Source organism: Kluyvera genomosp. 3, assembly GCF_011765685.1.
Taxonomy (GTDB): domain Bacteria; phylum Pseudomonadota; class Gammaproteobacteria; order Enterobacterales; family Enterobacteriaceae; genus Kluyvera; species Kluyvera georgiana_A.
The window spans coordinates 609,919-625,342 of record NZ_CP050321.1 but is presented as its reverse complement, the minus strand read 5'-3'; the positions used below and the strand labels follow the sequence as shown (position 1 = coordinate 625,342).

11 protein-coding genes are annotated in these 15,424 nt (G+C 56.3%); 8 read left to right on the top strand and 3 right to left on the bottom strand.

Annotation, left to right across the window (positions count from 1 at the left end; genetic code table 11):
• The first annotated feature begins 6 nt into the window (after positions 1-6).
• The 6 genes from lptB to npr are packed head-to-tail and all read left to right on the top strand — an operon-like array spanning position 7 to position 4,222.
• A complete protein-coding gene (gene lptB / locus GY169_RS02970) occupies positions 7-732 on the top strand; it encodes an LPS export ABC transporter ATP-binding protein (protein WP_064541846.1) in 726 nt (241 codons plus the stop codon).
• 45 nt (positions 733-777) lie between these two features.
• Positions 778-2,211, top strand: a complete 1,434-nt coding sequence (gene rpoN / locus GY169_RS02965; RefSeq protein WP_167574949.1) for an RNA polymerase factor sigma-54 — start codon at positions 778-780, stop codon at positions 2,209-2,211.
• A 22-nt stretch (positions 2,212-2,233) separates the two neighbouring features.
• A complete protein-coding gene (gene hpf / locus GY169_RS02960) occupies positions 2,234-2,521 on the top strand; it encodes a ribosome hibernation promoting factor (RefSeq protein ID WP_064541841.1) in 288 nt (95 codons plus the stop codon).
• A 55-nt stretch (positions 2,522-2,576) separates the two neighbouring features.
• A complete protein-coding gene (gene ptsN / locus GY169_RS02955; protein ID WP_035891171.1) occupies positions 2,577-3,065 on the top strand; it encodes a PTS IIA-like nitrogen regulatory protein PtsN in 489 nt (162 codons plus the stop codon).
• 33 nt (positions 3,066-3,098) lie between these two features.
• Positions 3,099-3,953: an RNase adapter RapZ gene (rapZ, locus tag GY169_RS02950; RefSeq protein WP_064541836.1), complete on the top strand. Its 855-nt coding sequence runs from the start codon at positions 3,099-3,101 to the stop codon at positions 3,951-3,953.
• Positions 3,950-4,222 (top strand): PTS phosphocarrier protein NPr, encoded by a 273-nt coding sequence (gene npr, locus GY169_RS02945; protein ID WP_064541834.1) that lies wholly within the window; start codon positions 3,950-3,952, stop codon positions 4,220-4,222. Before rapZ ends, npr begins: the two co-directional genes overlap by 4 nt.
• Before the next feature lie 100 nt (positions 4,223-4,322).
• Here the strand turns inward: npr and mtgA are convergent, their stop codons facing one another.
• From mtgA to GY169_RS02930, 3 genes are all read right to left on the bottom strand, one after another.
• Entirely contained in the window at positions 4,323-5,042 is a 720-nt protein-coding gene (gene mtgA, locus GY169_RS02940) for a monofunctional biosynthetic peptidoglycan transglycosylase (RefSeq protein WP_167574948.1), read from the bottom strand.
• A 226-nt stretch (positions 5,043-5,268) separates the two neighbouring features.
• The gene (gene arcB / locus GY169_RS02935) at positions 5,269-7,608 is read right to left on the bottom strand and encodes an aerobic respiration two-component sensor histidine kinase ArcB (RefSeq protein ID WP_167574947.1); all 2,340 of its coding nucleotides are present in this window, start codon (positions 7,606-7,608) and stop codon (positions 5,269-5,271) included.
• A 212-nt stretch (positions 7,609-7,820) separates the two neighbouring features.
• Entirely contained in the window at positions 7,821-8,744 is a 924-nt protein-coding gene (locus GY169_RS02930) for a TIGR01212 family radical SAM protein (protein ID WP_163447769.1), read from the bottom strand.
• Positions 8,745-9,427: 683 nt separating this feature from the next.
• Between GY169_RS02930 and gltB the strand changes: the two genes are divergently transcribed.
• On the top strand, positions 9,428-13,888 hold the full coding sequence (gene gltB, locus GY169_RS02925) for a glutamate synthase large subunit (RefSeq protein ID WP_167574946.1): 4,461 nt from the start codon (positions 9,428-9,430) through the stop codon (positions 13,886-13,888).
• A gap of 9 nt (positions 13,889-13,897) precedes the next feature.
• Positions 13,898-15,316 (top strand): glutamate synthase subunit GltD, encoded by a 1,419-nt coding sequence (gene gltD / locus GY169_RS02920; RefSeq protein WP_064541823.1) that lies wholly within the window; start codon positions 13,898-13,900, stop codon positions 15,314-15,316.
• The last annotated feature ends 108 nt before the right edge of the window (positions 15,317-15,424 follow it).

Genomic DNA, 15,424 nt, shown 5'->3' with positions numbered 1-15,424 from the left:
TTCGTTATGGCGACATTAACTGCAAAAAATCTGGCGAAGGCCTACAAAGGCCGCCGCGTCGTGGAAGATGTCAGTCTGACCGTCAACTCCGGTGAGATTGTGGGCCTGCTTGGGCCGAACGGTGCGGGTAAAACCACCACCTTCTACATGGTGGTCGGCATCGTGCCGCGCGATGCGGGCAATATCATCATTGATGACGAAGACATCAGCCTGCTGCCACTGCACGCTCGTGCCCGCCGCGGTATCGGCTATCTGCCGCAGGAAGCGTCGATTTTCCGTCGTCTGAGCGTCTACGATAACCTGATGGCGGTGCTGCAGATCCGCGACGATCTCAGTAATGAGCAGCGAGAAGACCGCGCCAAAGAGCTGATGGAAGAGTTCCACATAGAACATCTGCGCGACAGTCTGGGCCAGGCGCTTTCCGGTGGTGAACGCCGCCGCGTTGAAATCGCCCGCGCGCTGGCGGCAAACCCGAAGTTTATCCTGCTGGATGAACCGTTTGCCGGCGTTGACCCCATCTCCGTTATCGACATCAAACGCATCATCGAACACCTGCGCGACAGCGGCCTTGGGGTACTGATTACCGACCATAACGTCCGTGAAACGCTGGCAGTGTGCGAACGCGCTTACATCGTCAGCCAGGGGCATCTGATTGCCCACGGGACACCGCAGGAGATCCTGGAAGACGAACATGTTAAACGCGTGTATCTTGGGGAAGACTTCAGACTCTGATAGGGTAGTGGTTATCGACGTTAGCGGGAGATATTCGTTCTGAACATGAAGCAAGGTTTGCAATTAAGGCTCAGCCAACAGCTTGCCATGACGCCCCAGTTACAGCAGGCCATTCGTCTGTTGCAATTGTCTACGCTGGAACTTCAGCAGGAACTCCAGCAGGCGCTGGAGAGCAATCCCCTGCTCGAGCAAACCGATCTTCACGATGAAGTAGAGACTCAGGAAACCGTCGATAACGAAACGCTGGACAGCGTAGACGCGCTGGAAAAGCCGGACATGCCCGAAGAGCTGCCGCTTGACGCCAGCTGGGACGAAATCTACACCGCCGGAACCCCTTCCGGTACCGGGGCGGACTATCAGGACGACGAACTGCCGGTTTATCAGGGTGAAACCACCCAGTCACTTCAGGATTACCTGATGTGGCAGGTAGAGTTAACGCCGTTTACCGATACCGACCGGGCGATCGCCACGTCGATCGTCGACGCAGTGAATGACACCGGCTACCTGACCGTCACCGTCGAAGATATCCGCGAAAGCATCGGCGACGACGAAATTGGCCTGGACGAAGTGGAAGCGGTACTTAAACGCATCCAGCGCTTCGATCCGGTCGGCGTAGCCGCCAAAGATCTCCGCGATTGTCTGCTGATCCAGCTGTCACAATTTTCAGCAGACACGCCGCGTCTGGATGAAGCGCGCCTGATTATCAGCGATCATCTCGATCTGCTCGCTAACCACGATTTCCGCTCGCTGATGCGGGTCACCCGCCTGAAAGAAGACGTACTGAAAGAAGCGGTCGATCTGATCCAATCGCTGGATCCGCGCCCGGGCCAATCGATCCAAACCGGTGAACCGGAGTATGTGATTCCAGACGTACTGGTGCGCAAGGTCAACGATCGCTGGGTGGTCGAGCTGAACGCCGACAGCATTCCGCGTCTGCAGATTAACCAGCATTACGCGGGCATGTGCAACAACGCCCGCAACGACGCCGACAGCCAGTTTATCCGCAGCAACCTGCAAGAGGCAAAATGGCTGATCAAGAGTCTTGAGAGCCGCAACGATACGCTGCTGCGCGTCAGCCGCTGCATCGTCGAGCAACAGCAGGCCTTTTTCGACCTTGGCGAAGAGTACATGAAACCGATGGTGCTGGCTGACATCGCCCAGACCGTCGAGATGCACGAGTCCACCATTTCGCGTGTTACCACGCAGAAGTATTTGCATAGCCCACGGGGCATTTTCGAGCTTAAATATTTCTTCTCCAGCCACGTCAGCACCGAGGGCGGCGGCGAAGCCTCGTCCACAGCCATTCGGGCGCTGGTTAAGAAATTGATTGCCGCGGAGAATCCCGCGAAACCACTGAGCGACAGTAAGCTGACCACCATGCTCTCTGAACAGGGTATCATGGTGGCAAGGCGCACCGTTGCAAAGTACCGAGAGTCTTTATCCATTCCGCCGTCTAACCAGCGTAAACAGCTGGTCTGACACAACTGATAAGGAAGACACTATGCAGCTCAACATCACTGGACACAACGTCGAGATCACCGAGCCGATGCGCGAATTCGTGACCACGAAATTCAGCAAGCTGGAGCAGTATTTCGAGAGGATCAATCAGGTCCATATTGTGTTAAAGGTGGAGAAACTGACGCACATCTCGGATGCGACATTGCACGTGAACGGCGGCGAACTTCATGCCAGCGCGGAAGGGCAGGATATGTATGCCGCCATCGACGGTTTGATCGATAAACTGGCGAGACAGTTAACCAAGCACAAAGATAAACTAAAACAACATTGATTGTCCGAGCGATCGCCCGATATGCCTGCATATCGGGCGATGCTTAGGTGAAATTATGACAAATAACGATTCGGCTCTACAACTGAGCAATGTCCTTAACCAGGAATGTACCCGCAGTGCTGTGCACTGTCAGAGTAAAAAACGTGCGCTGGAAATCATCAGCGAGCTGGCGGCGAAACAGCTTAGCCTGCCGCCGCAGGTGGTGTTCGAAGCCATTCTGACCCGTGAAAAAATGGGCAGTACCGGCATCGGCAACGGCATCGCCATTCCTCACGGCAAGCTCGAAGAAGATACGCTGCGTGCGGTCGGTGTGTTCGTGCAACTCGAAACGCCAATCGCCTTCGACGCTATCGACAACCAGCCAGTCGATTTACTCTTTGCGTTGCTGGTGCCGGCCGACCAGACTAAAACCCATCTGCATACGCTTTCCCTGGTGGCAAAACGTCTGGCAGATAAAACCATTTGCCGCCGCTTGCGCGCCGCGCAGAGCGACGAAGAGCTGTATCAAATCATCACCGATACGGAAACCCACGATGATGCGTAATGGACATCACATCGTACTGAGGAGAAACGGTACATGGTACTGATGATCGTCAGCGGCCGCTCTGGCTCGGGAAAATCAGTGGCCCTGAGGGCGCTGGAAGATATGGGCTTCTACTGCGTTGATAACCTGCCGGTGGTGTTGCTGCCAGAGCTGGCAAAGACGCTGGCCGACCGTGAAATCTCGGCGGCCGTGAGTATCGACGTGCGTAACATGCCTGAAACCCCGGAAATCTTCGAGCGGGCAATGGAAAACCTGCCGGAGAACTTTTCCCCGCAGCTGCTGTTCCTCGACGCCGACCGCAACACGCTGATTCGTCGCTACAGCGACACTCGCCGTCTGCACCCGCTCTCCAGCAAGAATCTGTCGCTGGAAAGCGCGATTGATGAAGAGAGCAACCTGCTGGAGCCACTGCGCTCTCGCGCCGACCTGATTGTCGACACATCCGAGATGTCTGTTCACGAGCTGGCAGAAATGCTGCGCACCCGTCTGCTGGGCAAACGCGAGCGCGAGCTAACGATGGTGTTCGAATCCTTCGGCTTCAAGCACGGCATTCCTATCGACGCCGACTACGTGTTTGACGTGCGCTTCCTGCCAAACCCGCACTGGGATCCGAAACTGCGCCCAATGACCGGCCTCGACAAACCGGTTGCCGCGTTCCTCGACAGGCACACGGAAGTTCACAACTTTATTTACCAGACCCGCAGCTATCTTGAGCTATGGTTACCTATGCTGGAAACCAACAACCGTAGCTATCTGACGGTTGCGATTGGCTGTACCGGCGGTAAGCACCGTTCGGTCTATGTTGCCGAACAGCTGGCTGACTACTTCCGCTCGCGCGGTAAGAACGTGCAATCTCGTCATCGGACGCTGGAAAAACGCAAATCATGACCGTAAAGCAGACCGTGGAAATCACCAACAAGCTGGGCATGCATGCGCGCCCGGCGATGAAGCTGTTTGAACTGATGCAGCATTACGATGCGGAAGTGCTGCTGCGCAATGATGAAGGTACCGAAGCCGAAGCTAATAGCGTAATCGCACTGCTGATGCTGGACTCTGCCAAGGGCCGTCAGATTGAAGTGGAAGCCACCGGTCCACAGGAAGAAGAGGCGCTGGCGGCGGTGATTGCGCTGTTTAACGCCGGGTTTGACGAAGACTAGTCGGCGCCCGGCGACAAACGCAAAGTCTGTAGGCCGGATAAGACGTTTACGCCGTCATCCGGCAATACCACGGTGCTGTGCCTGATGGCGCGATGCTTGGTTAATACAGCTTATTATCCCGCATAAACCCCTCCCCGCCGAGCTGGCGCATCTGACGTAAAATCCACGCCTGACGGCTACGCACATACCCGGATGGGGCATTGGCTTTAAAGCGGATCGGGTTAGGCAGCACCGCGGCCAGCAGCGCGGCTTCCGCCATGGTCAGCTTGCTGGCCGGCTTGTGGAAATAGCGCTGAGACGCGGCTTCCACGCCGAAAATACCGTCGCCAAATTCAGCGATATTCAGGTAGACGGTCAAAATACGTTTCTTACTCCACACCGTCTCCATACCCAGAGTCAGACCCGCTTCCAGCCCCTTACGCACCCAGCTACGCCCATCCCACAGGAACAGATTTTTCGCCGTCTGCTGCGACAGCGTCGAGGCACCGCGAATGCGGTTTTCGTTACGTTCGTTGTGCGCCAGCGCCTTTTCAATTGCCGACACATCAAAACCCCAGTGGTCAGGGAATTTTTGATCTTCGGCAGCAATCACCGCCAGCCCCATCCACGGTGAAATCTCCTCCATGTTGACCCAGTCGGAATGGGCAACATAGCCGAAATCCCCCGTTAACCAGGCACCCACCTGGCGCTCAATCATCACTGCGGAGAATGGCACCGGCAAAATACTGAACACCGCAATACCGCCGCCCCAGAATAGCGCCAGCATCAGCAACAGCCGCCAGGCCAGACGTTTAAGCCTGGCTATACTCCTTAAAGCCATCTTGTTCTCGCTAACTCTCTGACGCTGATTAATATTTCTGATTAAGTCGTTACGCTTCACACATTTTACTGATTCACGTAACAAACATTTTAAGTTTTGCTATCTTATTGAGCGTGCAATCGTATTTCAGGTTGTGTCAAAAAAATCAAAATCATGTCAATCATCTGACGCAACCACCAGTTCCCTGGTGTTGGCGCAGTATTCGCGCACCCCGGTCAAGCCGGGGTCATTTTTTTCCTGCACTGGCAACCCACGCTTTCAGCACCGCGACGTCGTGCTGCCATTCAGATTTCATTTCTTCGACCCATTCACCTACGTTATCCCACCACGCCGGCAGATCCGGGGATTGAATCTGCTGCCCCAGCTGTTGGAGATGACGTAGCCCGACGGAACCAGCAGCGCCTTTGATTTTATGGCCTTCTTCGACAATGCCCTTTTGGTCGCGAGCGGTCAGGTTCGATTCCAGTACCGCCAGATAGCCCGGCATCATCTTCTCGAATACGGCCAGACCATCGGTGATCAGCTTCGGCCCAACCAGTTCGATGTACTGCTCCAGCATCGCAATATCGAGCAACTGCTGCGACTTGTCGTTATCACTCTGGCTCACGGTACTCTCCTCTTCGTCTGCAGTGGTATCCCAGAACTTCTTGATCATCGCCGTCAACGCCGGAACCGAGAGCGGTTTACTCAGTACATCGTCCATACCGGCGTCCAGATACTCTTTTTTGTCCTTCAGAACGTTCGCCGTCAGCGCCACCAGCGGCGGCAGATCATCGGCATGGTATTTGCGCGTTAGCTCGCGGGCGATGTCCAGACCGGTCATATCCGGCAGCTGAATATCCAACAGCACCAGGTCATACTCGCCAGGGGTGAACATCTCCAGCGCGGCCTTACCGGTCATCGCGACATCAACGCTGTTGCCCAGTTTTTCCAGCACCGAGCGCGCGACGATCACGTTCAACTCGATATCTTCCACCAGCAGCACGTGCAGCGCCGGCAACGGCATATCATCTTCGTCAAACGCGTCTTCCACTTCCTCAGCCACCGCCGGGGCGTGTGCCGTCAGGATAAAGGTCGAACCGTGTCCAGGTTGGCTGGAAACCTCAATATCGCCACCCATACTTTTCGCCAGACGTTTCGACACGGCAAGGCCAATGCCAGTGCCGGTGGCGGGCTTGCCGCCCTCACTGTCTTTCACCTGATAATACATGGCGAAGATTTTATCCTGCTCTTCCTGAGGGATACCGATACCGGAGTCTTCCACTTCAAAGTGCAGCATATCGCCAGCATCGTAGCGCACGCGCACGACCACGCTCCCCTCCTGAGTGAATTTAACGGCGTTGCTGATCAGGTTCCACAGAATCTGTCGCAGACGGGTACCGTCGGTAATCACTTTATGCGGCAAAGGCAGCGTCGGCTCCATCACAAAACGCAGCCCTTTTTGCTGCGCCTGCAAACCGGACAGGTTTTCGAGATCGGCAAGGAAGCCGGTAAAATCGACTTCCTGGTTATCCAGCTGAACTTTACGGCGCTCCATTTTATCCATGTCGATAATATCATTGAAGATATTGCCCAGCGTTACCGCCGAAACGTGGATCGTTTTCAGGTATTTTTCCTGCTCCGACGTCAGGTTGGTGTCGAGCAGAATGCGGCTCAGGCCAACAATGCCGTTGAGCGGGGTACGCAGCTCGTGGCTGATAGTCGAGATAAAGGTGGTTTTGTCGCGGCTGGCGCGCTCCAGCGCATCCTGATAGCGCTTGCGTTCGGTAATATCGCGACCAAAGCCCATCAGGCCATGGCGTTTACCCACGCGATCGTAGTAAGGCACTTTACGGATTTCGAAGCACGCTTTGCGCCCGTCCGGATAATCGAGCCACTGCTCGTAGGTCAGCGAGACGTTGTGACGGAAAACTTTCTCATCGGTTTCAATAACCTTTGCTGCCGCTTCGGGGGTATAGACATCTTCCGGATGCAGGTGAATCAGCTGCTTTTCACTCTTGCCAGTCAGCAGCTCCATCGCCCGGTTACAGCCGGAAAACTCTTTATCTTCATTGCGATAGAAAACCAGATCCGGCGAAGCATCGAGGAAAGAACGCAGGAAGGAGGACTGCTGTTCAAGGCGAATCTGCGTTTCCTCACGCTCCTGCACCTCAACGCGCAACTGCTCCAGCGTCGCCAGGCGCTCGGCCTCGGCTTTTTCGCGATCGCTAATTTCCTGATTAAGTTGTGAAATGTTGTCTTTAAGCTGAACGTTGAGCTTGAGGTCACGCTCACGCATCTCTTCCAGCTTTTCTACCAGCCGGGACAGGCGCTGTCGCGACTCCTCAAGCTGTTCGACCACCACAGACAGAAAATAGACCGCCCAGGGGGTGATCAGCAGGCCGAAGAAGATCGAGCGAATCACGTCGATACTTTCCACCTGGCCGTGCAGCACCATGGTGACCGCCATCTGTACCACAATCGCCAACACCACCAGCGCGAGTGCCAGCAGCAGGGAGAAACGTACCAGACCCAGCTTCATCATCAGGTCGACGTAATACTGCGCCAGCATACGGATTTGCTTCATGAGGAGTTCCTTAACGACATCATCGCTCAATAATACCCAATTCTGAGCGCGGCGCGGTAGGTTGTGCGAAAAATGCGGGGATTATCTGCTAATTGGGTCACGGAGCCATTCCCGGCGGCGCTTCGCCTGGCTGGGCTACATTGCGGTTGTAAGCCGGATAAGGCGATGCCGCCATCCGGCAATGTGTACAGAGAACCAGGTGGCGCTATGCGCTATGGCTGCACCCACGGTGCGCCCAACGCCGAGCCCTGTACACCGTGTTCGTTGAGGTATTTATCCAGTTCAACCATCCCGGTCCAGCGATTTTCACACCATAACGGCGCCAGAAGCGTCGGGCGACGGGCGCTGGCGGAGATACGATGGTAAATCACCTCCGGCGGCGTATGGCGGATCATCTCACCGGCGGTCACCGTGTACTCATCCAGCTCGATACCGTTCAGACGACCGGCTTCCCAGGCTTTTGCCATAATGCTGCCCGTCACGATATGCAGCGGGTGTAACTTGATGCCGTCGACGCCAGTCTCCACAACCCGCTCGAGCGTCTCCAGACACTCGCTTTGCCCTTCCCCCGGCAGGCCGACAATCAGGTGACTGCACACCTTCAACCCGCGCTCGCGCGCCAGCCGCGTGGTATTTTGATAACAGGCAAAGTCGTGGCCGCGGTTAATTCGGTGCAGCGTTTTATCGTGCGCGGTTTGCAGCCCCAGTTCCAACCACACTTCATAGCCCTGATCTTTATACTCGCTCAGCAAATCAAGCACCGCCTCAGGCACGCAGTCCGGGCGCGTGCCGACGCACAGGCCGACGATATTGGCCTGACTAACCGCCTGCTGGTACATCGAACGCAGCACCTGAACTTCGGCAAAGGTGCTGGTATAGGCCTGGAAATAGGCCAGATAGCGTTTTGCGCGGTTGACCAGATTTGCCTGATGCGCCAGCTGGTCGGCAATCGACTTATGCTGTTGCGCTTCATCGGCAAACGAGGCGACATTACAGAACGTGCAGCCGCCGCGGCCGATAGTGCCGTCGCGGTTTGGGCAGCTGAATCCACCATGCAGCGTCAGTTTATGGACCTTTTCGCCGTAACGACGCGTAAGATCCCCACCAAACATATTGACTAATTTTTGTAACTGCATAATCTGATAGACCGGCCTGAAGAAAGGGGCCAAGCCTGCCACTTTTAGTCTCGATCGGCGATGACCTGGATCAATCGCCATGTAGACCTATTGCTTCATTGCATAATCAATCAAAATTACTGCAATTTCATTCACCACCTGAGTGATTATTTTTGCTTATGTCAGCGCCGCTATTTGCAATAATCCAGCGTCTGTTGAAAAACAGAGGGATCCTATACCCACAGCCTTAACACCAGAATTAAATGCTGGTTTTCATCATTAAAACAGCTTATGTAGATTAAAACAGCGCTTTCATATAGTGAGACAGATCACACTCACAATGCCCTTCCCCGTTGTTCAGCAGCCCGAAAAATAGTTGTATTTTTCTTATATTTCATAAAGTTAATTGTCACATAGCACATTTTTGGATAAATAAGATTGCCATTTGACCTATGTACGGATTCCCGATAAGTTGGGAATCCGCTGGAAGCTTTCTGGATGAGCAGCCTGCTCATCATATTTATGCAGTAATTGAGATTCCCTCTTAAGCAAGTCCTCAAACTTGTGTGACCTACGCGAAAAGGATAAAAGAGGGCGAATGCGAGGTAGGCAAAGAATGCCATACCCCGTCGCCATGCTCTTGCTGTGCCTTGCGCGCAATCGATTAAGGGGGCGTCCCGTAGAGCCTGGGGAGGTTCACTGATATGTTGTACGATAAATCCCTTGAGAGGGATAACTGTGGTTTCGGCCTGATCGCCCACATAGAAGGCGAACCTAGCCACAAGGTAGTGCGTACCGCGATACACGCACTGGCCCGTATGCAGCACCGCGGTGCGATCCTCGCCGACGGTAAAACCGGCGACGGTTGTGGCTTGCTGCTGCAAAAACCTGACCGTTTCTTCCGCATCGTTGCTGAAGAACGTGGCTGGCGATTAGCCAAAAACTATGCCGTTGGGATGCTGTTCCTGAATAAGGATCCTGAACTGGCCGCTGCCGCCCGCCATGTTGTAGAAGAAGAACTGCAGCGTGAAACCCTGTCTATTGTTGGCTGGCGCGATGTGCCCACCAACGAAGGTGTACTCGGTGAAATCGCCCTCTCCTCTCTGCCTCGTATAGAGCAAATTTTCGTTAACGCCCCTGCGGGCTGGCGCCCACGCGATATGGAACGCCGCCTGTTTATCGCCCGCCGCCGCATCGAAAAGCGCCTCCTGCAAGATAAAGACTTCTACGTTTGTAGCCTGTCCAATCTGGTGAACATTTATAAAGGTCTGTGTATGCCGGCGGATCTGCCGCGCTTCTACCTGGACCTCGCGGACCTGCGTCTGGAATCGGCCATCTGCCTGTTCCACCAGCGCTTCTCCACCAACACCGTGCCGCGCTGGCCGCTGGCACAGCCGTTCCGCTACCTGGCGCACAACGGCGAAATCAACACCATCACCGGTAACCGTCAATGGGCGCGCGCGCGTACCTATAAGTTCCAGACGCCGCTGATCCCTGACCTGCACGACGCCGCGCCGTTCGTCAACGAAACCGGCTCCGACTCCAGCTCCATGGATAACATGCTTGAGCTGCTGCTGGCGGGCGGGATGGACATCATCCGCGCCATGCGTCTGCTGGTACCACCAGCCTGGCAGAACAACCCGGATATGGATCCGGACCTGCGTTCGTTCTTCGACTTTAACTCCATGCACATGGAGCCGTGGGACGGCCCGGCAGGGATCGTCATGTCTGATGGTCGCTACGCCGCCTGTAACCTCGACCGTAACGGCCTGCGCCCGGCGCGCTACGTCATTACCAAAGACAAACTCATCACCTGCGCCTCTGAAGTCGGGATCTGGGACTACCAGCCTGACGAAGTGGTGGAAAAAGGCCGCGTCGGCCCAGGCGAGCTGATGGTTATCGACACCCGCAGCGGCCGCATTCTGCACTCTGCCGAAACCGACAACGATCTGAAAAGCCGCCATCCGTACAAAGAGTGGATGGAGAAAAACGTTCGCCGTCTGGTGCCGTTTGAAGATCTGGCCGACGATCAGGTGGGCAGCCGTGAGCTGGACGACGATACCCTTGCCAGCTACCAGAAACAGTTTAACTACAGCGCTGAAGAGCTGGATTCCGTGATTCGCGTACTCGGCGAAAACGGTCAGGAAGCCGTCGGCTCGATGGGTGACGATACCCCGTTCGCCGTGCTCTCCAGCCAGCCACGTATTATTTACGACTACTTCCGCCAGCAGTTTGCGCAGGTAACCAACCCGCCAATCGATCCGCTGCGTGAAGCGCACGTGATGTCGCTGGCAACCAGCATTGGTCGTGAGATGAACGTCTTCTGCGAAGCGGAAGGCCAGGCGCACCGTCTGAGCTTCAAATCGCCCATTCTGCTGTACTCCGATTTCAATCAGCTCACCACGATGAAAGAGGATCATTACCGCGCCGACACGCTGGACATCACCTTCGATGTGACGGAAACCAGCCTCGAAGCCACGGTGAAAGCCCTGTGCGACAAGGCCGAAGAGATGGTGCGCAGCGGTACCGTCCTGCTGGTGCTGTCCGACCGTAACATTGCCAAAAACCGCCTGCCGGTACCGGCGCCAATGGCGGTGGGCGCAATCCAGGCTCGCCTGGTGGATAAGAGCCTGCGCTGCGACGCGAACATCATCGTGGAAACCGCCAGCGCCCGCGACCCGCACCACTTTGCGGTACTGCTCGGCTTTGGCGCCACGGCAATCTATCCGTACCTGGCCTATGAAACTCTGGGTCGTCTGATCGATACCCATGCTATCGAAAAAGACTACCGCACGGTGATGCTGAACTACCGTAACGGCATCAACAAAGGTCTGTATAAGATCATGTCCAAAATGGGCATCTCGACCGTTGCTTCCTATCGTTGCTCTAAGCTGTTTGAAGCGGTCGGTCTGCACGATGACGTGGTCGAAAATTGCTTCCAGGGCGTGGTTAGCCGCATCGGCGGCGCGTCGTTCGACGACTTCCAGCAGGATCTGCTGAACCTGTCGAAGCGTGCCTGGCTGGCGCGTAAACCGCTGGAACAGGGCGGCCTGCTGAAATACGTTCACGGCGGCGAATACCATGCCTACAACCCGGACGTGGTACGCACCCTGCAACAGGCAGTACAGAGCGGCGAATACAGCGATTACAAAGCCTATGCAGAGCTGGTCAACAACCGCCCTGCCGCGACGCTGCGCGACCTGCTGGCCATCACGCCAAACGGCGAGACCGTCAACCTGGCCGATGTAGAGCCCGCGAGCGACCTGTTCAAACGTTTCGATACCGCAGCGATGTCTATCGGCGCACTGAGCCCGGAAGCACACGAAGCGCTAGCCGAAGCGATGAACAGCATCGGCGGCAACTCGAACTCCGGCGAAGGCGGCGAAGACCCGGCGCGTTACGGCACCAACAAAGTGTCGCGCATCAAGCAGGTGGCCTCCGGTCGCTTTGGCGTCACCCCAGCGTACCTGGTCAATGCCGACGTCATTCAGATTAAAGTCGCTCAGGGCGCGAAACCGGGCGAAGGTGGTCAATTGCCGGGTGATAAAGTCACCCCGTACATTGCCAAACTGCGTTATTCCGTACCGGGCGTGACGCTGATTTCTCCGCCGCCGCACCACGATATTTACTCTATCGAGGACTTAGCGCAGCTGATTTTCGACCTCAAACAGGTCAACCCGAAAGCGATGATCTCCGTGAAGCTGGTTTCCGAACCGGGCGTTGGCACCATCGCTACCGGCGTGGCAAAAGCCTATGCAGACCTCATCACCATCGCCGGCTACGACGGCGGCACCGGCGCAAGCCCGCTGTCTTCGGTGAAATACGCCGGCTGTCCGTGGGAACTGGGTCTGGTCGAAACGCAGCAGGCGCTGGTCGCTAACGGCCTGCGTCACAAGATTCGTCTGCAGGTGGACGGCGGCCTGAAAACGGGCGTCGACATCATTAAAGCGGCGATCCTCGGCGCGGAAAGCTTCGGTTTCGGTACCGGGCCGATGGTCGCGCTGGGCTGTAAATACCTGCGTATTTGCCACCTGAACAACTGCGCAACCGGTGTTGCGACTCAGGATGAGAAACTGCGTAAGAACCACTATCACGGCCTACCGTTCAAAGTAACTAACTACTTTGAATTTATTGCCCGTGAAGTCCGCGAGCTGATGGCTGAACTGGGCGTCACCCGCCTCGTTGACCTGATTGGCCGTACCGACCTGCTCAAAGAGCTGGATGGCTTCACCGCCAAGCAGCAGAAGCTGGAGCTGTCTCGTCTGCTGGAAACCGCGGAGCCGCATCCTGGCAAAGCGCTGTACTGCACCGAGAACAATCCACCGTTTGATAACGGCGTGTTGAACGCGCAGCTGTTGCAGCAGGCAAAACCGTTTGTTGATGAGCGCCAGAGCAAAACCTTCTGGTTTGATATCCGCAACACCGACCGTTCCGTTGGCGCATCGCTGTCTGGCTACATTGCCCAGACGCACGGCGACCAGGGGCTGGCGGCGGATCCGATCAAAGCGCACTTCAACGGTACCGCGGGCCAGAGCTTCGGCGTGTGGAACGCCGGCGGCGTTGAGCTGTACCTGACCGGCGATGCCAACGACTACGTCGGTAAAGGCATGGCGGGCGGTCTGCTGGCGATTCGTCCGCCGGTGGGTTCATCCTTCCGCAGCCATGAAGCCAGCATCATCGGCAACACCTGCCTGTACGGCGCGACCGGTGGTCGTCTGTACGCCGCGGGCCGCGCGGGTGAACGTTTCGGCGTGCGTAACTCCGGGGCGATTACCGTGGTGGAAGGCATCGGCGACAACGGCTGTGAATATATGACCGGCGGTATCGTCTGCGTGCTGGGCAAAACGGGCGTGAACTTCGGCGCCGGTATGACGGGCGGTTTCGCCTATGTGCTGGATGAAGACGGTGATTTCCGTAAACGCGTGAACCCGGAACTGGTAGAAGTGCTGGACGTCGACTCGCTGGCGATTCACGAAGAACATCTGCGTGGATTGATCACCGAACACGTACAGCTGACCGGCTCCTCCCGCGGTGAAGAGATTCTGGCGCACTGGCCGTCTTATTCCGCGAAGTTTGCTCTGGTTAAGCCGAAATCCAGCGATGTGAAAGCGCTGTTGGGTCACCGTAGTCGTAGCGCAGCCGAGCTGCGCGTGCAGGCGCAGTAAGAGGTCATCATGAGTCAGAACGTTTATCAATTTATCGACCTGCAGCGCGTTGATCCGCCGAAGAAACCGCTGAAGATCCGCAAGATCGAGTTTATCGAGATCTACGAGCCGTTTTCCGAAGGCCAGGCCAAAGCGCAGGCAGATCGCTGCCTGTCCTGCGGCAACCCGTACTGCGAGTGGAAATGTCCGGTCCATAACTACATCCCGAACTGGCTGAAGCTGGCGAACGAGGGGCGTATTTTTGAAGCGGCGGAACTTTCACACCAGACCAACACTCTGCCGGAAGTCTGTGGCCGTGTGTGCCCGCAGGATCGCCTGTGTGAAGGCTCCTGTACGCTGAACGATGAGTTTGGCGCCGTGACCATCGGCAACATTGAACGCTATATCAACGATAAAGCATTCGAGATGGGCTGGCGTCCGGACCTCACCGGCGTGAAGCAAACCGGCAAGAAAGTCGCCATCATCGGCGCGGGCCCGGCGGGCCTGGCGTGCGCCGATGTGCTGACCCGCAACGGCGTGAAGGCGGTGGTCTTCGACCGTCATCCGGAAATCGGTGGTCTGCTGACCTTCGGTATCCCGGCCTTCAAGCTGGAGAAAGAAGTCATGACCCGCCGCCGTGAGATCTTCACCGGCATGGGCATTGAATTCAAACTCAACGTCGAAGTGGGCCGTGACGTACAGCTCGACGACCTGCTGAAAGATTACGATGCCGTGTTCCTCGGCGTGGGTACCTATCAGTCAATGCGCGGCGGGCTGGAGAACGAAGACGCTTCCGGCGTATTCGACGCCCTACCGTTCCTGATTGCCAACACCAAGCAGATCATGGGCTTCGGCGAAACGACTGAAGAACCGTACGTCAGCATGGAAGGCAAACGCGTGGTGGTACTGGGCGGCGGCGACACCGCGATGGACTGCGTACGCACCTCCATTCGTCAGGGCGCAACGCATGTTACCTGTGCCTACCGTCGTGATGAAGAGAACATGCCGGGTTCCAAACGCGAAGTGAAAAACGCGCGTGAAGAAGGCGTGGAATTCCAGTTCAACGTGCAGCCGCTGGGCGTAGAAGTGAATGCCAACGGCAAAGTCTGCGGCGTGAAAATGGCACGTACCGAGATGGGCCAGCCAGATGCCAAAGGCCGCCGTCGCGCGGAAATCGTCGCCGGTTCCGAGCACGTGGTTCCTGCCGACGCGGTGGTGATGGCGTTCGGTTTCCGTCCGCACAGCATGGAATGGCTGGCGAAGCACAGCGTCGAGCTGGACTCTCAGGGCCGCATCATCGCCCCGGAAGGCAGCGACAACGCCTTCCAGACCAGCAACCCGAAAATCTTTGCCGGTGGCGACATCGTGCGCGGTTCGGATCTGGTGGTAACGGCGATTGCCGAAGGTCGTAAAGCGGCTGACGGGATCATGAACTACCTGGAAGTGTAATTCCTGCTGGCTCCCCTGCCCCAGCTTCACGCTGATGGATGGGGAGCCAATATTTTTCTGCTAAATACATACGAATTCATTCTTCGAAAGCCGCTCGCAAATTCAGCT